Source organism: Streptomyces sp. RPA4-2, assembly GCF_012273515.2.
Lineage (GTDB): Bacteria > Actinomycetota > Actinomycetes > Streptomycetales > Streptomycetaceae > Streptomyces > Streptomyces kaempferi.
On record NZ_CP050975.2, the window covers coordinates 1479690 to 1500052 of the forward strand.

The window sequence follows — 20363 nt, forward strand, 5'->3', positions numbered from 1 at the left end:
GCTCAGCGCGCCGTGTGTGGTGGAGTGGGCCGCACCGGCCCGGGCACCGTCGATCCGTGCTTCCGTGCTTCCGTGCTTCAACGCATCCCCGCACCGGCGCGTCGGCCGCATCTCTGGAGGAGCGATGACCGAGGACACGAGCGGCGCGACCCGCGGCGGGCAGCGATGGGCGGCCAGGGCCGCACTGGCCGCGGCGGCGCTGGCGGTGCTGCTGCCGCTGGCCAAGGGCGGTCTGAGCGGCGTACTGCTGCTCGCGATCGCGTTCGTCGGTGTGGTCGTCACGGCGGCCGCGGCATGGTGGACGCTGACCCGGCGCGGCCCGCTGCGCTGGGTGGCGGCGCTGCTGGCGATGGCCGCGCCCGCCGCCGTCGTCACCCTGTTCGCGGTCTCCCTGCTGTGGGCCGTCCCGGTGTCCCTGCTGCTGTGGGCCGTGGCCGTCGGGACGGGGCGCTACGCGCTGCGCGGCGACCACCCCCGCTCGCGGCCTGCCAGGGAACGCAGGACACCGCCCCCGCGCCGCCCCTTCCTCGTCATGAACCCGCGTTCCGGGGGCGGGAAGGTGGCGAGGTTCGGCCTGGTGGAGAAGGCCGAACGGCTCGGCGCGCGGGTCGTCCTCCTCGGCCCCGACGAACAGCGGGACGTCACCGCGCTGGCCCGCGCGGCCGTCGCCGACGGCGCCGATCTGCTGGGCGTCGCGGGCGGTGACGGGACCCAGGCGCTCGTCGCGGCCGTCGCCGCCGAGCACGGCCTGCCGTTCCTGGTCGTCTGCGCGGGTACCCGCAACCACTTCGCGATGGACCTCGGGCTCGACCGCGACGACCCCGCACGCTGCCTCGACGCACTCACCGACGGCGTCGAACTCAGGGTGGACCTCGGCTTCGCGGGAGGGCATCCGTTCGTCAACAACGCCTCCTTCGGCGCCTACGCGGCGGTCGTCCAGAGCCCGGCGTACCGCGACGACAAGATCGGCACCATCCTGGAGCTCCTGCCCGAGCTGCTCACCCGCCGGGTCGGGCCGCGGCTCACCGCCCGCACCGAAGGCGCGACGCTCGACGCCCCCCAGGCCGTGCTGGTGAGCAACAACCCCTACCGCACGAACGATCCGGCCGGGATCGGCCGCCGCGAGCGGCTCGACTCCGGGCTGCTCGGTGTCCTCGCAATCAAGGTCGACAGCGCGGCCGAGGCCGCGGCCCTGGTGCTGGACCGCGCCGCGGAGGGACTCGCGGTCCTCACCACCCGCGAGGTGGTCGTCGACGGGGACCAACCGGAGATCGAGGCCGGTGTCGACGGCGAGGCCCTGATGCTGCCCGCCCCGGTCCACTGCCGCGTCGACCCGGGCGCGCTGCGCGTCCGGGTCCCCAGGAAACGCCCCGGTGTGCCCGATTCCCAACCACCTCTGAACTGGCGCCGGTTGCGCGAACTCGCGACGACTGCGGGCCGGACGCCCGCCACCCGTCGGACCGGAAACGCCGAGGATACGGCCCGGCGCCCCTGAAAGCGGCCCGCCCGGGACACCGTTCCCCCGGAACCCGCGGACCGTCGGACAGGCGAACCGGCTCCGGTCACAGGCGGACCGGGCTCCCCGGTCGCACGCCCGCTGAGGGGCGAGCCGGGGCGGGAGCGGCTGTCGGCCGCCCCGCCCCGCCCCGTTGGTGTCAGGGGGTGCAGTTCAGCGTGCCGGCGCGCAGTGCGTGGCCGCCGTCGTTGGTGTCGTCGGACCACACGACCGGCTTGTGGCCGCCGACGCAGGCGGACTGAGGGGCGATGGCGAAGCCCTCGTTGTTGTAGTCGGCCATGCCGGTGGGCCGGTCATAGGTGTGGGTGACGGCGAACTTGCCCTGGGCGTTGATGTCGAGGGTCGAGGTCCGGCCCTGGCAGGTGTCGTCGCAGGCCGCCCACAGGTGTCCGGTGGCGGGCTCGAACTCCAGGTCCATCACGCCGGGGAAGCCGCTGGTGAGGGTGGCGATGCGGGTGTATCCGCCGCCGGACTGGTTGAGGGCGTAGGCGTAGACGGTGCCGTTGTCCTCGACGCCGGCGAAGAAGAGGCCGCTGCCGTGGCCGGGGTAACCGGCCGGGTCGTAGGCGGCACCGGTGTACTCGTCGCGGAATCCGTGCGCGGTCAGGAAGGTGTCCGGGATCCACGAGATGCCCTCGGGCCCGGCGTTGGCCGGCAGGGAGGGCAGATCGGAGGTGAGGTTCCACTCTGCGGTCGCGTTCAGCGACGAGGCGGTGGAGGAGGCGTCGAAGCGCAGGATCTTCGGCATGCTGGTGGATCCGTTGCCGTTGTCGCGCTCGGTGGCGACGAACATGCCGTCGGGGGTGACGACCACACCCTCGGCGTCGGGGTCGCCGCTGCCGCTCGCGTAGTGCAGAGCCTTGCCGGATCCCCAGCCACCGGCCGGATCGGGGCGCCATGTCGCGCCGTTGGGCACCAGCCGGTAGAGCTTGCCGGGGCCGTTGTCCACCGCCCAGAGCACGCCCTCGCTCTCGAAGGACAGCCCGCTGAGGTTCTCCCCGAACACGTTCGAAGCGTCCGCGACGGTGACCGCCGCGCCGCCCGGCCACGTGGTGCCGCCCCCGCCGCCGGTGGTGCCGCAGGCGTTCGCCGCACCCTTGGTCGGCGCGGTCGTGGTCGTGAACGCGCCGGTGCCGTCCGCGCACCGCCCGTACGTGGTACTGGCGTGGTCGGTCCAGGTGTAGGAGTCCACCAGGGTGGAGCCGTCCGCCTGGAACAGCCGCGCGGAGTCCGAACTCCCCAGCCCGTACGACGACTCGACGTCCAGCGCCAGGAACGCGCCCGGGGCGATCGACGTCTTCTTGCCGACCTTGTAGGAGTGGGAGTTGTCGTTGTCCTTGACGATCCACCCGGACACATCGACCGCGGCGGTCCCGGTGTTGACGAGTTCGATCCAGTCGCCGGGGCTGCCGCCGCTGGACTCGACCTCGTTGATCCGCACCGTGGACGGGTCCTGCGCCGAAGCCGGCGCACCCGACAGGCCGAGGGCGAGGAAGATCAGGGCGGCGGCGGTGATGGGGGCTTGTCTACGCCAGTGCGTACGCAAGGTGGCCGGTCCTCTTTTCAGGGGGTCGGGCAGACAAGGAGCGCGCTCACGCTCCCGGCGAAGCCTCGGACACACCGACGACCACGGACTGAACACACCGCGAACAGCGCGGGTACATGCCGGATGGACTTGATCAACCGGTGACCGCTGCCGCGACCGCGCCAAGGCGACATCCCTGGCGTCGAGTTGTGAACCCCTCGCCGTCGAAGTCGCCTCGACGCGCGCGGCCGTGTCGGGCAAGTCGGCTTCCGCGTAGGTCCGTTCGGCGAATCGGCGTGTGGACCGGGCGTGCCTGCCCGAGGCGGTGTGCGAGGCCTTGCCCGAGGCGGTGTCCGAGGCCTTGACCCAGGCGAGGAAGGAGGACGCCCGCGCCGAGTAGGCGCGGGCGTCGGGCAGGCGCGGGCGTCGGGCAGGCCGTGCGGGACCAGCCGCCCCGGCAACCCCTCTTCAAACTGCGCGACGGCAGTCGTGGGCAAGCCCTGCCGGCGCCCTACGCGGGCCGCGCGGCACTGTGGATCGCCGCCTGTCCGGCGTAGAAGATCGACTCTTCGCGTATGTACGCCCCCGGGCTCGGCGCGTGGATCATCATGCTGTCGCCGATGTAGAGGCCGACATGGCTGACGTCGTCGTAGAAGAAGATCAGGTCGCCGGCGCGGATGTCGGTGAGCGGGATCGCCGTGGTGGACGTCGCCTGGTCGCGCGCGGTACGCGGGAGCGCGACCCCGGCCACCGTCCACGCGGCCCGGGTGAGGCCCGCGCAGTCGTAGGAGCCCGGCCCGGCCGCGCCCCATACGCACGGCCTGCCGATCTGGGCACGCGCGAAGGCCAGCGCCTTGGCGGCCTTCATGTCGTACCCCGAGCCGGACGGGCCGCCACCGCCCATGATCATGCCCGCGGTGGTGGGTACCCCAGCGTTGGCAGGCGCGACCGCGGCGAAGGACGGGTCGGGAGCGACGGCCGGCGGGAACGGGGTGGACACGACCGGCGGAAAAGGCGCGGGAGCGAAGGTCATGGCGGGGATGTAGGCCGTCTCCGCGGCGACGGGCGGCTCCGGGGCGAAAGGCAGGTCCGGGGCAGGGAGCGGCTCCGGGGCTTGGAACTGGTCGGGGGCGTAGGCCATGTCCTGGGCGTAGGACAGCTCCGGAGCGTAGGCCGCACCCAGGGCGAACGCCGTGTCCGAGGTGAACGTCACGCCTGAGGCGAACGCCGTGTCCGAAGCGAACGTCACGCCGGAAGTGAAGGTCATGTCCGAGGTGTACGTCATGTCCGAGGCGAGGGGCATTCCCGCGCCGAGGGACGCGTCCATACCGGCGGGTGCGCCCATGCCCGCGGCCGTGTCCACGGGCGCGCCCATGCCCAGTCCGGCCGACTGCTGTCGCCGCCACCGCTCCTCGGCCTCGCGGCGGGTCCGCTCCTCCGGGGTGGGCCAGACCTCCTGGGCCGGCTGCGCCTCGATCGCCGCGATCGGGATGCTCCGCTGCCGGACGGCGTGCCGGGACAGCAGTTCACGGGCGAGTGCGAGCTTGCGCCGGTTCTGCTCCTTGCGATTCTTCAGCGAGGAGTGGTCGGAGTCGGCGGCCGGCGCGGGCAGCGCCTTGACGATCTCCTGCCGAACCCCGGTCCCGGCCGGCAGCGCGGCCACGGCCCTCCCGGGGGCGAGCTCCGCCACAGGCCCTGCCGCCGGTCCGGCGGTCAACTCGGCCACGGGGCCCGCTCCCGGTCCGGCGGTCAGCTCCGGAACGGGGCGGCCGGCGGTCTCCAGGGCACGGGCGGCGGGGCCGCCGTCCAGGCGCTGCGCGGAAGGCGCGGGACGCGCTTCGGCCGGGCGTTTCGGCATCCGGTCGGCCGGCAGCCGCGCCGGCGCACTCGGGCCCAACTGCGCACGGCCCACGTCGAGCCAGGGCCGGGACACGTCGTCGAGAGGGGCGTCGCCACCCCTGCGCCCGTTGTCCCGGGCCGGGTTGAGGCGATTACGCGAACCGGTGGTCATCGCGCGGGTCGCGTTGTAGTTCCCGGTGGCGGTCTCGGCCCGGTCGTAGAGAGAGCTGATCCGCTGCTGGACCTCTTCGCGGCTCGGACCGTCGTCTCCGCCGAGGGAGGCGGAGTTGGGGCTCTGCGGGACCAGGTCCGCCGAGGAGCGGGCCACCGTCGCGGGTGCGGAGCGGGGCATGCCGGGGAGGCTGCTGCCTCCAGGGCCCGGGGTGCGTTCCGGCGCCATGGCAGACGTACTCCTTCCGTGCTCCGCCTACCGAGTTAGCTGTCGGGTTCGGGCGGACAGATCCGGAAGGTATGCCCTACGGCCTTTGCCCCGTGGGGCAGTTGGGCCGATTCACCCCAGGGTTCGGTTGGGTCCCCGGCTCCGGTCGCCATGAGGCCGCACCGGATTAGGCGGAGGCCAAGCGACCCGGCGAGGTTCGCCGGAGGAAGTCGTGTGGCCTGTCGTCAACTTAGCCAACTTGTGTGCCTCGCGTGAAGATTGAAGTGCGAAGTGTCCGATATGTAATTGTGACCTTCGTCGTACTCGCGACCTCGGGTGAGTTCGCCCACCGGACGCCGGACGGGGTCGCCGGCGGCACACCCCCACTCGCCGTACGTCTGGCGTCACGTCCGGCGCCGTGCACCTGGCGTGGAACAGCCTTCGGCCCGTGTCAGCGGTGTCCGCACTGTCAGCGCAGTTGCGCCCGTGGCTCGTTGACACGATGCGCGGGGACCGGCGGGTCCGCCAGAGCCGGTGGCCGCGCGGCGGCCGGTGCTCCCGCCTGGGCCGGTGACTCCGCCGCGGCCGGTGGGGCCGGTGGTTCCGACAGGTCCGGGCCGCCGGTCGGCCGGTTCTCCGCGCGGCGCGAGTGGAGCAGGACCGTCAAGGCCCGCACCGGTCTTCGCCAGCGCCCGTGCAGCAGCCCCAGGACGATCGCGGCGGCCACGGCGATCAGGTGTTCCCGACCCGCCAGATTGGGTCTGACGATCGACTCCCACACCATCGAGCCGCCGGTGAGCGCGAACACGACGGGCGCCCGTCGGACGACCGCGAGGTAGGTGAACAGACCCACCACCGCGGCGGACGGACCGGTGTCCAGCACCTGCCCGGTCTCGGGCGGCAGCCCCAGACCCCACCAACCCGGCCCCATCGCGATCATCACGCGCACGGTGAGGGTGCCCGCCAGCGTGGTGACGTACGCGATGGCCAGGGTCCGGGCGCGGCCGAGAGCGAGTTCGGCGAGGGCGAACGCGAGGAACAGCTGGGTGATACCCGCCCACACCGGCAGGTCGAGGGCGGGGACGTACAGCGACACGGGGGTACGCAGCAGGGCCAGCGGCAGTGGCAGGGCCGCCTTGACCCCGCCGGTCAGCCGCACCACCGTGGCGCCCGTCGGATGCTGGGCGATCGCGTGGAAGAAGATGACCCCGAAGGCGGCCACGAACGCCAGCACGAGTCCGGACAGTCCGCGGCGCAGGAGTTGCCGGAACGGTTCGACGACCATGCCGTGCCACTCGCCGCGCAGGGTGCGCCCGACGAACGACACGATCCGGTACGGCGTGCCGCCCGGTCGCCGGCGTTCGTCGCCGCCCACGGCGGCCGGCGGTGGACCGTCACCGGGTCCCGCCGTCCGCCCATGACCTATGCCGACATCGCCGCGACGCTCTTCCATCGCCCTAAGCAATGCCCTCTCCCCCCACCACCCGCAGGACGTCTCCTCGTATAGAGGGACGAGATCTTCATTAGGTTGACTCAGGCCACGCCCTCTCCCTGTCGCGGGTCCGGCCCCCACGGCCCGCACGGATCAGGGCGAGCGGCGCGGGGGGCCCGTCGGCCTGCCCAGATAGGTCAGGGGGCCCGGTTCCGGCACGGGGATCTCGTGGAAGCCGAGACGGTCGTAGAAGACGCGTGCCGACGTGTTCGCGGTGACCATGCCGAGGTGGACGGCGGGGACACCACGGTCCGCGAGCGCGTCGAGGAAGGTGTCCATGAGCGCCCGGCCATGGCCCCTGCGCTGCCAGTCCGGGAGCAGGTCGATGTGCAGATGCGCGGGATAGGCGGTGAGCTCGGGCAGGATCATGCGTTCGGGGCGGTGCAGCAGGTCGATCATCGTGTCGCCCGGCGTGCGCGGTGGCGTCGTCCTCCGCGGGTAGCGCGTGGCGACACCCGGTATCCAGAGGTCGCGGAGCTCGCCGACGAACCGCGCGGTGTCGGCGGTGCCGAGGACGTAGCCGACCGCCCGGCCGGTCCCGTCGTCGAGCACGAAGGCCAGCTCCGGTTCGAGATGACAGTAGGGGTACGCGAACAGGGACGGCATCAGCTCCAGGTCGGGATAGAGGGCCCGTGAATCCCCTCCGTCGTGGGCCGTCATCACGCACACGTGCGCCACCGCCGCACGGTCTTCGGCCTGGTACGGGCGGATCGTCGGCTGATCGGTCATGAGCCGTATCCTCCCTGTATGGGAGCGCTCCCGCCACCGTCTGGACCGCTCGAACCGCCCCACGCGTCCGAACCGCCCCACCCGTCCGTCCGGCCCGCTCGAACCGCCCGACTCCCGAGCCTCGCCTCCCCGACTCCCGGCCCTCCGCCTCCTGGCTCCCGGCTCCTGGCTCCCGGCTCCCGGCTCCCGGCCACGGGACCGTACCGGCGGGTCATCGCTCCGCGGCACCGCCCGTCGTCAGCGCGCGCAGCGCCTCCCACTGCGCCGCGGCGCTGTCCAGCAACATCTCCAGCGCCGTGGGATAGGCGCTGTCGACCATGCGGGTCACCAGAAGGGGCGCCGCCTCCGCGATCCGGGGATGGGTGACGCGCGGCAGCCGGGCGTACGTCGAACGCCACATGTCCTCGTCGGCGCTGCGGCTCTCGCGCGGCAGCGCCAGCGAGGCGGCGTCGAGCGCGGCGAAGGCCAGCGTCTGGTCGATGAAGGCCTGGTAGATCCGTACCGTGTCCGGCAGCGGGAACCCCGCCGTGCGCAGGACATCGAGGATGGCCTCGTCGGCCGCCAGTTCGTGGGCCCGGCCGGTGACCCGGTTCGCGGTCAGCAGGGCCGCCTGCGGATGCCCGACGTACACCGCGTGGATACGCAGCCCGAGGCCGCGCAGATCCGACCGCCACTCCCCCGTGGCCCGCCACCCGTCCAAGGCCTGCCCGATCAGGGCGTCGCCGATCGCGAGGGTCAGGTCGTCCATACCGCGGAAGTACCGGTACAGGGTGCTGGGATCGGCGTCCAGGGCCAGGCCGAGACGGCGGGCGGAGAGTCCCGCGCTGCCGTGCTCCCGCAGCATCCGCAGGGCGGTCTCGACGATGAGCCGCTCGGACAGCACGGTGCCGCTCCTGGTGGGACGCCGACGCCGCCGCTTCTCCTCGGGCACCACCGCTTTCGGCACCGCCGCCTCCTCGCTCCTTATGCCAACACCATTGACCTTATCCGAGCGCCCGGCGTTGGATCTCCCGCCAGGGGCGCCGCGCTCCGGTCCGCGCGGGCACGCCCCTTCTCCGCAGAGAGGAAGTCCGTGTCATGCGTGTTCTGCTTGTGGGAGCCGGCGGTGTGGGCACCGCCATCACCCGGATCGCGGCCCGTCGCCCGTTCTTCGACGAGATGGTCGTGGCCGACTACGACCTGAGCCGCGCCGAGGCCGCGGTCGCCGCCCTCCCGGACGCCGCGGGCCGCTTCCGTGCCGAGCGCGTCGACGCCTCCGACCAGGGCGCGGTGACAGCGCTGCTGGGCCGGCACGGGTGCGACGTCCTGCTCAACGCCACCGATCCCCGGTTCGTGATGCCCCTCTTCCAGGCGGCGCGCGCGGCCGGCGCCACGTACCTCGACATGGCGATGTCCCTGTCGCGTCCCCATCCCGAGAGGCCGTACGACGAGTGCGGGGTCATGCTCGGCGACGCGCAGTTCGCGCAGGCCGCCGACTGGGAGAAGGCGGGCGCGCTGGCCCTCGTCGGCATGGGCGTGGAGCCGGGGCTGTCCGATGTCTTCGCGCGGTACGCGGCCGACGAACTCTTCGACGAGATCGAGGAGATCGGCATCCGTGACGGCGCGAACCTCACCGTCGACGGCTACGACTTCGCCCCGTCCTTCAGCATCTGGACCACCATCGAGGAGTGCCTCAACCCGCCGGTCGTCTACGAGGCGGACCGCGGCTGGTTCACCACCGCGCCGTTCAGCGAGCCTGAGGTCTTCGACTTCCCCGAGGGCATCGGCCCGGTGGAGTGCGTGAACGTGGAGCACGAGGAGGTGCTGCTCGTCCCGCGCTGGGTCGACGCGCGGCGCGTGACCTTCAAGTACGGCCTGGGCGAGGAGTTCATCCAGACCCTCAGGACGCTGCACCTGCTGGGCCTCGACCGTACGGATCCGGTGACCGTGCCGAGCGCCGCGGGCCCGGTGGCCGTGTCGCCCCGCGACGTCGTGGCCGCCTGTCTGCCGGACCCGGCGACGCTCGGCGAGCGCATGCACGGCAAGACCTGCGCGGGCACGTGGGTGCGCGGCACCAAGAACGGCGCGCCGCGCGAGGTCTACCTCTACCACGTGGTCGACAACCAGTGGTCGATGGCCGAGTACGGGTCCCAGGCGGTGGTGTGGCAGACGGCCGTCAACCCGGTCGTCGCCCTCGAACTCCTGGCCACGGGCGCGTGGACGGGCTCGGGAGTCCTCGGTCCGGAGGCGTTCCCCGCCCGCCCCTTCCTCGACCTGCTCACCGCGTACGGCTCGCCGTGGGGCATACGGGAGCAGTGACCGCCCCCGGCCGCCCGGCGGCCCCGTCCGACCCCGGAGCCCCGGTGCCCTGAAGTCCCGGGGTCCCGGAGCCGGCCGGGTGACGGCACGGTTCCGGGACCCGGGCGATCGCCCTCGCGGGGTCCGACGGGGTCCAGAGGTGTCCTGCGCTGTCCGACGACGCCTAGGCGATCACCATCAGGAGATCGCCCGCCTCGACCTGCTGGACGGAGGTGATGGCCAGACGCCCCACCGTTCCGGCGACCGGGGCGGTGATGGCCGCCTCCATCTTCATCGCCTCGATCGTCGCGACGGTCGCGCCCGCCTCGACGGCGTCCCCGGCCGCGACCGACAGCGTCACCACTCCGGCGAACGGCGCGGCGACGTGCTTCGGATCGGACTTGTCGGCCTTCTCCGCCGCCGGCAGGTCCGAGGCCACCGAGCGGTCACGCACCTGGATCGGCCGGAGTTGGCCGTTGAGCGTGGCCATCACGGTACGCATGCCGCGCTCGTCCGCTTCGCCGATCGCCTCCAGGACGATGAGGAGCCGCACCCCGGGGTCGAGGTCCACCTCGTGCTCCTCCCCCGGCCGCAGACCGTAGAAGAAGTCCTTGCTCGGCAGGACGCCGGTGTCGCCGTAGGCGTCGCGGTGCGCCTCGAACTCCTTCGCCGGGCCCGGGAACAGCAGCCGGTTGAGGGTGGCCCGCCGGTCCTTCTCCAGTCCGTCGCGGTCCTCGGCGGACAGTTCGACGACCGGCCTGGGCGCGGCGCGGCCCTTGAGTGCCTTGCTGCGGAACGGCTCCGGCCAGCCGCCGGGCGGGTCGCCCAACTCGCCGCGCAGGAAGCCGATCACGGAGTCCGGGATGTCGTACGCGCCGGGATCGGCCGCGAACCGCTCGTGCGGGACGCCCGCGCCGACGAGGTGCAGGGCGAGATCGCCGACCACCTTGCTCGACGGCGTGACCTTGACCAGGCGGCCGAGCATCCGGTCGGCGGCGGCGTACATCGCCTCGATGTCCTCGAAGCGGTCGCCGAGGCCCAGCTCCCGTGCCTGGACACGCAGGTTGGACAGCTGACCGCCGGGGATCTCGTGGTCGTAGACGCGTCCGGTGGGCGAGGCGAGACCGGCCTCGAACGGGGCGTAGATCCTGCGGACGATCTCCCAGTACGGTTCGAGGTCGCCGACCGCCCGCAGGCTCAGCCCGGTCGGTCGCTCCGAGTGGTCGGTGGCCGCGACGATCGCCGACAGCGACGGCTGCGAGGTGGTGCCCGCCATGGAGGCCACCGCTCCGTCCACGGCGTCGGCGCCCGCGTCGATCGCGGCAAGGTAGGTGGCCAGTTGGCCGCCTGCCGTGTCGTGGGTGTGAAGATGGACGGGCAGGTCGAACTCCCTGCGCAGCGCCGTCACCAGCTTCGCGGCGGCGGGTGCCCGGAGCAGTCCGGCCATGTCCTTGATCGCCAGGACGTGCGCGCCGGCGTCGACGATCTGCTCGGCGAGCCGGAGGTAGTAGTCGAGGGTGTAGAGCTTCTCGGCCGGGTCGGACAGGTCGGAGGTGTAGCACAGGGCAACCTCGGCGACGGCCGAACCGGTCTCGCGTACGGCGTCGATCGCGGGGCGCATCTGGCCGACGTCGTTGAGCGCGTCGAAGATGCGGAAGATGTCGATGCCGGTCCGGGTGGCCTCCTCGACGAAGGCGGTGGTGACTTCCGTGGGGTAGGGGGTGTAGCCGACCGTGTTGCGGCCGCGCAGCAGCATCTGCAGGCAGAGGTTGGGCACCGCCTCGCGCAGCCGGGCCAGACGGTCCCACGGGTCCTCGGACAGGAAGCGCAGGGCGACGTCGTAGGTGGCGCCGCCCCAGCACTCCAGGGACAGCAGCTGCGGCAGCGTCCGGGCCACGGCGGGGGCGACGGCCAGCAGGTCCTTCGTCCGCACCCGGGTGGCCAGCAGTGACTGGTGGGCGTCCCGGAAGGTGGTGTCGGTGACGGCCACCGAGGTCGACTCCCGCAGCCACCGCGCGAAGCCCTCGGGCCCCAGCTCGGTCAGCCGCTGCTTCGACCCGGCGGGCGGTTCGCCGGCCGGGACGTCCGGCAGTTTGGTCGTGGGGTCGATCAGGTGCGGGCGTTCCCCGTGCGGCTTGTTGACCGTGACGTCGGCGAGGTAGGTGAGCATGCGGGTGCCGCGGTCGGCGGAGTGACGCGCGGTCAGGAGATGCGGGCGTTCCTCGATGAACGAGGTGGTGACCCTGCCCTCCTGGAAGTCCGGGTCGTCGAGCACCGCCTGCAGGAACGGGATATTCGTGGCCACCCCGCGGATGCGGAACTCGGCCACCGCACGCCGGGCGCGGCGCACCGCGGTGGCGAAGTCGCGGCCCCGGCAGGTCAGTTTCACCAGCATGGAGTCGAAGTGGGCGCTGATCTCCGAGCCGACGAAGGCGGTGCCGCCGTCCAGCCGGATCCCGGAACCGCCGGGCGAGCGGTACGCGCTGATGGTGCCGGTGTCGGGCCGGAACCCGTTGGCCGGGTCCTCGCTGGTGATCCGGCACTGCAGTGCGGCGCCCCGCAGCTGGATCCGGTCCTGCGCGAGGCCGAGGTCGGCGAGGCTCTCGCCGGAGGCGATGCGCAGTTGCGCCTGGACCAGGTCGACGTCGGTGACCTCCTCGGTCACCGTGTGCTCGACCTGGATACGCGGGTTCATCTCGATGAAGACGTGGTTGCCGTCGCGGTCGAGGAGGAACTCGACGGTGCCGGCGTTGCGGTAGCCGATGCTCTGCGCGAAGGCGACAGCGTCGGCGCAGATGCGGTCCCGGAGCGCGGGGTCGAGGTTGGGCGCCGGGGCCAGTTCGACGACCTTCTGGTGGCGCCGCTGCACCGAGCAGTCCCGCTCGAAGAGGTGGATGACGTTGCCGTCTCCGTCGGCGAGGATCTGCACCTCGATGTGGCGGGGGTCCACGACGGCCTTCTCCAGGAACACCGTGGCGTCGCCGAAGGCGGACTCGGCCTCGCGGGACGCCGCCTCGATGGACTCGCGCAGGTGCGCCGGGTCGTCCACGCGCCGCATGCCACGTCCGCCGCCGCCGGCGACCGCCTTGACGAACAGCGGGAAGCCTACGTCCCGCGCGGCGGCCGTCAGCTCGTCCATGTCGTTCGACGGCTGCGACGACCCGAGGACCGGGACACCCGCCGCGCGGGCCGCGGCGACCGCGCGCGCCTTGTTCCCGGTCAGCTCCAGTACGTCGGCGCTGGGGCCGATGAACGTGATGCCGGCCTCTTCGCAGGCCTGGGCCAGCTCAGGATTCTCGGACAGGAATCCGTACCCGGGGTAGACGGCGTCCGCCCCGGCCCTGCGCGCCGCCCCCACGATCTCCTCGACCGACAGGTAGGCACGCACCGGGTGCCCTCTCCGGCCGATCTCGTAGGCCTCGTCGGCCTTGAGACGATGCAGCGAGCCGCGGTCCTCGTAGGGGAACACCGCCGCTGTTCCCGCGCCCAGTTCATAGGCGGCGCGGAACGCGCGGACGGCGATCTCACCACGGTTCGCGACAAGTACCTTCCGGAACATGCACAGTCCCTTCCTGACGTTCGCGACGGGCGCGCCCGACGGGCGCCCTCGTGACTGTTGCCCTGTCTACACCCGCTCAAGAACAGCACGGGCCGAATCACCACCGGCCGGTCGCTCATCCGCGGCATCGTGAAGATCATCATCGTGCGGTCGGCCGGCCCTCGGGCCGCCGCTGCCGGACGTCGCGTGCGGAGGTCTTCCCGGTACGGGCACGATCAGCCCAGAAAGCTCAGCCGCACCTGGCGTTCGGGGTTGGAGACGTTCGTGTCCACCAGGCACACCGACTGCCAGGTCCCCAGCTCCAGCCGCCCGCCGAGCACCGGCAGTGTCGCGTGGGGCGGGACGAAGGCGGGGAGCACATGGTCGCGGCCGTGACCGGGGCTGCCGTGGCGGTGCTGCCACCGGTCGTCGGAGGGGAGCAGCGTGTGCAGGGCGGCGAGGAGGTCGTCGTCACTTCCGGCGCCGGTCTCGATGACCGCGATCCCGGCCGTGGCGTGCGGCACGAAGACGTTCAGCAGGCCGTCGCGCCCGGCCGCCGCCTCCCGCAGGAAGGTCTCGCAGTCACGGGTGAGGTCGACGACCGTCTCCTCGGAACCGGTGGTGATGTTCAGGACTCGGGTGGTGAAGGCATCGGACATGCCCCGATTCTCGCCCGTGCGCCGGGCTGCGCCTACGACCGGCCGGCCGGCCCGTGGTACGAGGGGTCCATTCCGCGAGACACCATTGACCGGGCACCGGTGACCTGACTACTTTCTGCCGCATGTTGCGTTCAGCCCTGCTCACCACGCGCGGTCACATCGACCTGCTGCGGGTGGCCTCCGCCGCGTGTCGCCGCGGCTGCTGACGCCCTTTCACTCCTCGCCCGTACGGCTCCCGCCCCTCCCGGCGCGCCCGCGCTCCACCCCACCCGCACGTCACGAGCCCGCACCTGGTTCCTGACGCGGCGGAGTTCCGGCGCACCCCTCTCCGGCCGCTCTCCTCCCCGTGGAGCATCCATGACCATCAGCCATGCCCCGCCCGGTCCTTCCGAGTCCGATATTCCTGGAATATCCGCGGCCGTCGAGCACACCGCGCGGGCACCGGCGTCGCCCGAGCTCGTCCCGATCGTGCCGAGTTCCACGCGCCGTGCCCGCGTCCCCCGCTGGCTGCGCCGCACCTCCGGTCCCCTTCTGCTGCTCGCGCTCTGGCAACTCCTCAGCGGTACGGGCGTACTGGCCCCCGGCGTCCTCGCCCCGCCCGGCACCATCGCGCGGGTCGGCGCCGATCTGGTCACCGACGGCTCGCTGCCGAACGCGATGGGCGTCTCCTTGCAACGCGTCGCCGTCGGGCTCCTGTTGGGAACGGTCATCGGCACCGGTCTCGCCCTCGTGTCCGGGCTCTTCCGTATCGGCGAGGACCTGGTGGACGCGAGCGTGCAGATGCTGCGGACCGTGCCCTTCGTCGGACTGATCCCGCTGTTCATCATCTGGTTCGGGATCGGCGAGGCCCCGAAGATCGCCATCATCACGCTGGGCGTCTCCTTCCCGCTCTATCTGAACGTGTACGCCGGTATCCGCGGCGTCGACTCCCAGTTGATCGAGGCCGGGGAGTCGCTCGGGCTCTCCCGCTGGGGGCTCGTGCGGCACGTCGTGCTGCCGGGCGCGCTGCCCGGTGCCCTGACCGGGCTTCGCTACTCCCTCGGCATCGCCTGGCTGGCGCTGGTCTTCGCCGAACAGATCAACGCGGACGCCGGGATCGGCTTCCTGATGGTGCAGGCCCGCGACTTCCTGCGGACCGACGTGATCGTGGTCTGTCTGATCGTCTACGCCTTCCTCGGCCTGCTCGCCGACTTCGTCGTCCGCTCCCTCGAAAGGCTGCTGCTGCAATGGCGACCGACATTCACAGGCCGGTGACCGCGGAGAAGTCCGCGGCGGCGGCGCGCATACCCGCGCGGACGCAGACCCCCGCACACGTGCCCGCACAGACCCCGTCGCGCGCACAGGCGGAGGCATCCGCCCCCCTCCCGGCCGTACGTGTCCAGGGGCTCACCCGCGTCTTCGACGGCCGCGCCGTCATCCAGGACCTCCATCTCGACGTGCGGCCCGGGGAGTTCGTGGCGCTGCTCGGTCGCAGCGGCTGTGGCAAGTCCACGCTGCTGCGCATCCTCGCCGGGCTCGACCGTGACATCGAGGGCTCCGTCCTCGTCCCGCGCCGCAAGGCCGTCGCGTTCCAGGCGCCGCGGCTGATGCCGTGGAAGAAGGTGTGGCGCAACGTCCTGCTCGGACTGCCCGGCAAGCCCGAACGCTCTGTCGCCGAGCAGGCGTTGACCGAGGTCGGCCTCACCCACCGCTCCGACGCGTGGCCCAAGACGCTCTCCGGTGGCGAGGCCCAACGTGCCTCGCTGGCCCGCGCGTTGGTGCGCGAGCCCGATCTGCTGCTGCTCGACGAGCCGTTCGGCGCGCTCGACGCCCTCACCCGGATCACGGCGCAGCGGCTGGTCGGCGAGTTGTGGCGACGGCGCGGCTGCGCGGTCCTGCTGGTGACGCACGACGTGGAGGAGGCCGTGCTCCTCGCCGACCGGGTCCTGGTCATGGACGAGGGTGCGATCGCGTACGAGACCCAGGTCGGGCTGGACCGCCCGCGCGACATCGCCGACCCCCGTTTCGCCGCTCTGCGTGCCGGGCTCCTGGAGCGCCTGGGCGTCGACAGCGCGTCCTGAACTCCCCACGCCCCGGACCCACGTCCCTCCACCGAGCGTGCGACGCCCACGCCCGCCCCACCCCCGGACCGACCGAACGGAATTCGCCATGCGACGACGCCTCGTCCCCGCCGCTCTCCTCCCCCTCGCCCTGCTGCTCACCGCCTGCGGCGGCGCCTCGGTCGCCGACACCGCCGCGGGTGCCGGAACCGACGGCAAGGGTTCCCTCACACTCGACGTCGGTGACCAGAAAGGCGGTTCGGAGGCGGTGCTGCGGGCCGCCGGGGAGCTCAAGAACCTCGACTACAAGATCAAATGGTCGACGTTCACCTCAGGCCCGCCTCTCCTGGAGGCCGTCAACGCCAAGGCCGTCGACATCGGCGGGGTCGGCAACACCCCACCCGTCTTCGCGGCCGGCGCCGACTCGAAGATCTCGGTGGTGGCCGCCTGGCGCGGCACGTCCAAGGGCGAGGCCGTCCTCGTACCGAAGAACTCGTCGCTGAAGCGCCCCGAGGAGCTGAAGGGCAAGTCCATAGCCGTGGCGCAGGGTTCGTCCGCGCACTACCAGCTGATCGCCTCGCTCAAGAAGGCCGGTCTGAAGCTGGGCGACGTGAAGGTCAAGTACCTGCAGCCCGCCGACGCGCTGGCCGCGTTCACCGGCGGCAAGGTGGACGCGTGGGCGGTGTGGGACCCGTACACCTCACAGGTGGTCGAGGCGGGACAGGGCCGGATCCTGACGGACGGAGACGGGGTGGTCAACGGGCTCAACTTCCAGGTGGCCGCGCCCGGTGCGCTCAGGGACAGCCGGAAGGCGGCGGCGGTCAAGGACTACCTGGAGCGGCTGCGGCGCGCCCAGGACTGGGTCTACGACCACCCGGACGCCTGGGCGAAGGTGTGGGCGAAGGACACCGGGCTGCCGTACGCGGTGGCGCTCGCCTCGGTGAAGCGGACGAACGCCAGCCGTATCGCGGTCGCCGTCGACAAGCCGCTCATCGCCTCCGAGCAGCGCATCGCGGACACCTTCACCGGCCTCGGGCTCATCCCGCACAAGGTCGACTTCTCGGCGTTCGTCGACACCCGCTTCAACGGCGGGCTGCCGGCGTCCACCACCACTCCCCGCGTCTACAAGGAGTCGTGACATGACCGTCCATCTCCACTGGTTCCTGCCGACCGGCGGTGACGGCCGCACCCTGGTGGACCGGCACGCGTACGCGTCCAACCCCATCGGCCGCGCGCGGCAGGCCGACGGGGTCAGGGCACCCGACATCGAGTACCTGGCCCAGATCGCGAAGGCCGCGGAGCAGTTGGGCTTCGAGGCCGTGCTCACCCCCACCGGTACGTGGTGCGAGGACGCGTGGCTGACCACGGTGGCGCTGGCCCAGCACACCGAACGGCTGAAGTTCCTGGTGGCGTTCCGGCCCGGTGTCGTGTCGCCGACCCTCGCGGCGCAGATGGCCGCGACCTACCAGCGGATCACGCGGGGACGGCTGCTCCTCAATGTCGTCACCGGTGGCGACTCGGCCGAGCAGCGGCGCTTCGGCGACCATCTCGGCCACGATCAGCGGTACGCGCGTACGGACGAGTTCCTGTCCGTGGTGCGCGGCGTGTGGAGCGGGCAGCCGTACGACTTCGACGGGAGCCACTACCGGATCGAGGGTGGGCTGACGGCGCTGCCGCCCGAACCGCTGCCGGAGATCTTCTTCGGCGGTTCGTCGGCAGCCGCGGGGCCGGTCGCGGCCCGGCACGCGGACGTCTATCTCACCTGGGGCGAGCCTCCGGCCCAGGTGCGGGAGAAGATCGACTGGATTCGCTCGCTGGCCGAGCGCGAGGGGCGGACGGTCCGCTTCGGCATCCGGCTGCACTCCGTCTCGCGCGACTCGTCCGCCGCGGCCTGGTCGACCGCGAACCGGCTGCTCGACGACCTCGACGCGGACACGATCGCGGCCGCGCAGTCCGCGCTCGGGCGCAGTGAGTCGGTGGGCCAGCGGCGCATGCTGGCGCTGCACGGCGGTTCCCGCGACGAGCTGGAGATCTCCCCGAACCTGTGGGCGGGCGTGGGTCTCGTACGCGGTGGCGCGGGCACCGCTCTCGTCGGCAGCCACGCCGAGGTCGCCGACCGGATCGAGGAGTACCACGCTCTGGGCATCGAGCACTTCGTGCTCTCCGGGTATCCGCACCTGGAGGAGGCGTACTGGTTCGGGGAAGGCGTGATCCCGGTTCTGGCCGCCCGGGGGCTGCTGCCTCAGGTCCCGGAGCCGCTGCCGCGTACGGCGGCGGGAGGTGGTGCGCCGCTGCTGGTCGCGGGCGGCCGCTGAGGCGCTCCCGTCGGGTGGATCACACCTGGTCCACCCCGGGGAAGATCTCCGGCTCCGGCCGAGTTGGTAGAAGCGTGAACAACACTGGGGCGCAGGCGCGCGCGGTCGATGTCGTGGTGGTGGGTGCCGGTCAGGCTGGACTGTCCAGCGCCTACCACTTGCGGCGCACCGGTTTCGAGCCGGAGCGCGACTTCGTGGTGCTGGACCACGCGCCGCGGCCCGGCGGCGCGTGGCAGTTCCGCTGGCCGTCGCTGACCTACGGCAAGGTGCACGGAATGCACTCGCTGCCCGGCCTCGAGCTGGAGGGCGCGGACCCGGCGCGACCGTCCTCGGAGGTCATCGCCGAGTACTTCGACACTTATGAGCGCACGTTCGATCTGCGGGTGCGGCGGCCCGTCGAGGTGACGGCGGTCCGGGACGGCACCGAGGGACGACTGCTCGTCGAGACCTCCGACGGCACGTGGTCGGCGCGGGCGCTGATCAACGCGACGGGCACCTGGGACCGGCCGTTCTGGCCGCGCTGTCCGGGACAGGAGACCTTCCGCGGACGGCAGTTGCACACGGCGCAGTACCCCGGGCCCGAGGAGTTCGCCGGGCACCGTGTGGTCGTCGTGGGCGGTGGCGCGTCCGGCACCCAGCATCTGATGGAGATCGCTCCGTACGCGGCCGCGACCACCTGGGTGACACGGAAGCCGCCGGTCTTCCGCGAGGGGCCGTTCACCGAGGACTTCGGCCGGGCGGCCGTCGCGCTCGTCGAGGAACGGGTACGGCAGGGGCTGCCGCCCAAGAGCGTCGTCTCGGTGACGGGGCTGCCGTTGAACGACGCGATCCGCCAGGCCCTCGCCGACGGCGTGCTGGACCGGCAGCCGATGTTCGATCGCATCGTCCCGGACGGCGTGGAGTGGGCCGACGGACACCGCGTGGCCGCCGACGTCATCCTGTGGGCGACCGGCTTCCGCGCCGCCATCGACCATCTGGCGCCTCTGCGGCTGCGCGAGCCGGGCGGCGGCATCCGCGTCGAGGGCACCCGTGCCGCGGCCGATCCGCGGATCCATCTGGTCGGCTACGGGCCGTCGGCCAGCACCATCGGCGCCAACCGGGCCGGACGCGCGGCGGTACGGGACATCAGGCGGCTGCTGGCCGGAGTGCCGGCCGGCGCCTGACGCCCCGGACGGCCGCCGTTCAGCTGGACGACGACGGGGCCGAGGCCCCGCTCGCCCGGTTGTTCCGGTTGAACTCGGCGACGTTCCTCTGATGCTCCTCGAAACTGGCCGTGAAGCGGGTGTCACCCGGCTTGACGGTGACGAAGTACAGCCAGTCGCCCGGGGTCGGATTGATCGCGGCGCGCATCGCGTCCTCGCCGGGGTTGGCGATCGGTGTGGGCGGCAGACCCATGCGCTCGTAGGAGTTGTAGGGGCTCTTGAGCTTCGTGTCGCTCGCGGTCGTGTTCAGCGTGGACCGGTTCAACGCGTAGTTGAGCGTGGAGTCCATCTGCAGCGGCATGCCCTGCTGAAGCCGGTTGAAGATCACCCGGGCCACCTTGGCCATGTCGGCCTTGGTGGCGGCCTCCGCCTGGACGATGCTCGCGGTGGTGACCACCTGATAGACGTCCATCGCGTTGCGCTGGGCTCCCGCGGTGATCGGGTTCCCGTGGAATCTCTTGTCGGCCGTGTCGACCATGAAGCGCAGCAGCGACTCCGGCGTCGCCTTCTCGTCGACCGGGTACGTCGCCGGGTACAGGTACCCCTCGGGGTTGCCCGCCGCGTCGTCGGGCAGTTTCAGATGAGCTTTGGCCAGGGACTTCTTGGTGGCACCCGCGGGCAGGGCGAGCGCTTTGTCGACGGCCCGGTAGACCTGGCCCGCACGCCAGCCCTCCGGGATCACGAGGGAGGCGCGGGGCGCCTCCTCGCCTCCGACGATCAGCAGCGGCACCGCCACGGCGGTGACCGCCACGACGGCTCCGGTCGCGACGAGGGCGACCCGGCCCCGGCGCGTCAGTCGAATCGTGCTCCGTCGCGGAGTGTTCATCTGCATGCGGGCACGGTAACCCGCTAA

General features: G+C 72.2%; 15 protein-coding genes, 1 pseudogene and 1 riboswitch. Of the genes and pseudogenes, 8 read left to right on the forward strand and 8 right to left on the reverse strand.

Annotated features, from left to right (window positions below):
- Positions 1-124 precede the first annotated feature (124 nt).
- Positions 125-1495 (forward strand): diacylglycerol kinase family protein, encoded by a 1371-nt coding sequence (locus HEP85_RS06050; RefSeq protein WP_369657622.1) that lies wholly within the window; start codon positions 125-127, stop codon positions 1493-1495.
- Positions 1496-1655: 160 nt separating this feature from the next.
- Here the strand turns inward: HEP85_RS06050 and HEP85_RS06055 are convergent, their stop codons facing one another.
- The 5 genes and pseudogenes from HEP85_RS06055 to HEP85_RS06075 all read right to left on the reverse strand — a co-directional run bounded on the left by HEP85_RS06055 (position 1656) and on the right by HEP85_RS06075 (position 8426).
- On the reverse strand, positions 1656-3062 hold the full coding sequence (locus tag HEP85_RS06055; RefSeq protein ID WP_248001849.1) for a lamin tail domain-containing protein: 1407 nt from the start codon (positions 3060-3062) through the stop codon (positions 1656-1658).
- 490 nt (positions 3063-3552) lie between these two features.
- A pseudogene (locus HEP85_RS06060) lies at positions 3553-3927 on the reverse strand (C40 family peptidase); the annotation flags it as partial.
- 1361 nt (positions 3928-5288) lie between these two features.
- A riboswitch (cyclic di-AMP (ydaO/yuaA leader) is annotated at positions 5289-5463 on the reverse strand.
- Positions 5464-5728: 265 nt separating this feature from the next.
- A complete protein-coding gene (locus HEP85_RS06065; protein WP_248002460.1) occupies positions 5729-6544 on the reverse strand; it encodes a hypothetical protein in 816 nt (271 codons plus the stop codon).
- 300 nt (positions 6545-6844) lie between these two features.
- A complete protein-coding gene (locus tag HEP85_RS06070) occupies positions 6845-7480 on the reverse strand; it encodes a GNAT family N-acetyltransferase (protein WP_168526848.1) in 636 nt (211 codons plus the stop codon).
- A 211-nt stretch (positions 7481-7691) separates the two neighbouring features.
- Complete coding sequence (locus HEP85_RS06075; RefSeq protein ID WP_168526850.1) at positions 7692-8426, reverse strand: TetR/AcrR family transcriptional regulator; 735 nt, start codon at positions 8424-8426, stop codon at positions 7692-7694.
- Between the two features lie 131 nt (positions 8427-8557).
- Here HEP85_RS06075 and HEP85_RS06080 point away from each other — a divergent pair, with 131 nt between their 5' ends.
- Entirely contained in the window at positions 8558-9778 is a 1221-nt protein-coding gene (locus tag HEP85_RS06080; RefSeq protein ID WP_168526852.1) for a saccharopine dehydrogenase family protein, read from the forward strand.
- Between the two features lie 163 nt (positions 9779-9941).
- On the opposite strand, the gene HEP85_RS06085 is transcribed toward HEP85_RS06080, so the two are convergent.
- Both HEP85_RS06085 and HEP85_RS06090 read right to left on the reverse strand, forming a co-directional pair.
- On the reverse strand, positions 9942-13316 hold the full coding sequence (locus tag HEP85_RS06085) for a pyruvate carboxylase (RefSeq protein WP_168526854.1): 3375 nt from the start codon (positions 13314-13316) through the stop codon (positions 9942-9944).
- Between the two features lie 215 nt (positions 13317-13531).
- On the reverse strand, positions 13532-13954 hold the full coding sequence (locus HEP85_RS06090) for a YjbQ family protein (protein WP_168526855.1): 423 nt from the start codon (positions 13952-13954) through the stop codon (positions 13532-13534).
- Between the two features lie 122 nt (positions 13955-14076).
- Between HEP85_RS06090 and HEP85_RS06095 the strand changes: the two genes are divergently transcribed.
- The 6 genes from HEP85_RS06095 (at position 14077) to HEP85_RS06120 (ending at position 19471) form a co-directional block, all read left to right on the forward strand.
- A complete protein-coding gene (locus HEP85_RS06095) occupies positions 14077-14160 on the forward strand; it encodes a putative leader peptide (RefSeq protein ID WP_349817350.1) in 84 nt (27 codons plus the stop codon).
- Between the two features lie 151 nt (positions 14161-14311).
- Entirely contained in the window at positions 14312-15208 is an 897-nt protein-coding gene (locus HEP85_RS06100; RefSeq protein WP_168526857.1) for an ABC transporter permease, read from the forward strand.
- On the forward strand, positions 15181-16014 hold the full coding sequence (locus HEP85_RS06105; RefSeq protein WP_168526859.1) for an ABC transporter ATP-binding protein: 834 nt from the start codon (positions 15181-15183) through the stop codon (positions 16012-16014). Before HEP85_RS06100 ends, HEP85_RS06105 begins: the two co-directional genes overlap by 28 nt.
- 88 nt (positions 16015-16102) lie before the next feature.
- A complete protein-coding gene (locus HEP85_RS06110; RefSeq protein WP_168526861.1) occupies positions 16103-17131 on the forward strand; it encodes an ABC transporter substrate-binding protein in 1029 nt (342 codons plus the stop codon).
- A 1-nt stretch (position 17132) separates the two neighbouring features.
- Entirely contained in the window at positions 17133-18308 is a 1176-nt protein-coding gene (locus tag HEP85_RS06115) for an LLM class flavin-dependent oxidoreductase (protein ID WP_168526863.1), read from the forward strand.
- Positions 18309-18382: 74 nt separating this feature from the next.
- A complete protein-coding gene (locus HEP85_RS06120; protein ID WP_329285786.1) occupies positions 18383-19471 on the forward strand; it encodes an NAD(P)-binding domain-containing protein in 1089 nt (362 codons plus the stop codon).
- 19 nt (positions 19472-19490) lie between these two features.
- Here the strand turns inward: HEP85_RS06120 and mltG are convergent, their stop codons facing one another.
- The gene (mltG, locus tag HEP85_RS06125; protein WP_168526867.1) at positions 19491-20342 is read right to left on the reverse strand and encodes an endolytic transglycosylase MltG; all 852 of its coding nucleotides are present in this window, start codon (positions 20340-20342) and stop codon (positions 19491-19493) included.
- Positions 20343-20363: the final 21 nt, after the last annotated feature.

Coding starts and splice junctions, on each gene's coding strand:
- HEP85_RS06050 (WP_369657622.1), top strand. CDS start 125: ATGACCGAGGACACGAGCGGCGCGACCCGCGGCGGGCAGCGATGGGCG.
- HEP85_RS06065 (WP_248002460.1), bottom strand. CDS start 6,544: ATGGTCGTCGAACCGTTCCGGCAACTCCTGCGCCGCGGACTGTCCGGA.
- HEP85_RS06070 (WP_168526848.1), bottom strand. CDS start 7,480: ATGACCGATCAGCCGACGATCCGCCCGTACCAGGCCGAAGACCGTGCG.
- HEP85_RS06080 (WP_168526852.1), top strand. CDS start 8,558: ATGCGTGTTCTGCTTGTGGGAGCCGGCGGTGTGGGCACCGCCATCACC.
- HEP85_RS06085 (WP_168526854.1), bottom strand. CDS start 13,316: ATGTTCCGGAAGGTACTTGTCGCGAACCGTGGTGAGATCGCCGTCCGC.
- HEP85_RS06090 (WP_168526855.1), bottom strand. CDS start 13,954: ATGTCCGATGCCTTCACCACCCGAGTCCTGAACATCACCACCGGTTCC.
- HEP85_RS06095 (WP_349817350.1), top strand. CDS start 14,077: ATGTTGCGTTCAGCCCTGCTCACCACGCGCGGTCACATCGACCTGCTG.
- HEP85_RS06100 (WP_168526857.1), top strand. CDS start 14,312: ATGACCATCAGCCATGCCCCGCCCGGTCCTTCCGAGTCCGATATTCCT.
- HEP85_RS06105 (WP_168526859.1), top strand. CDS start 15,181: ATGGCGACCGACATTCACAGGCCGGTGACCGCGGAGAAGTCCGCGGCG.
- HEP85_RS06110 (WP_168526861.1), top strand. CDS start 16,103: ATGCGACGACGCCTCGTCCCCGCCGCTCTCCTCCCCCTCGCCCTGCTG.
- HEP85_RS06115 (WP_168526863.1), top strand. CDS start 17,133: ATGACCGTCCATCTCCACTGGTTCCTGCCGACCGGCGGTGACGGCCGC.
- mltG (WP_168526867.1), bottom strand. CDS start 20,342: ATGCAGATGAACACTCCGCGACGGAGCACGATTCGACTGACGCGCCGG.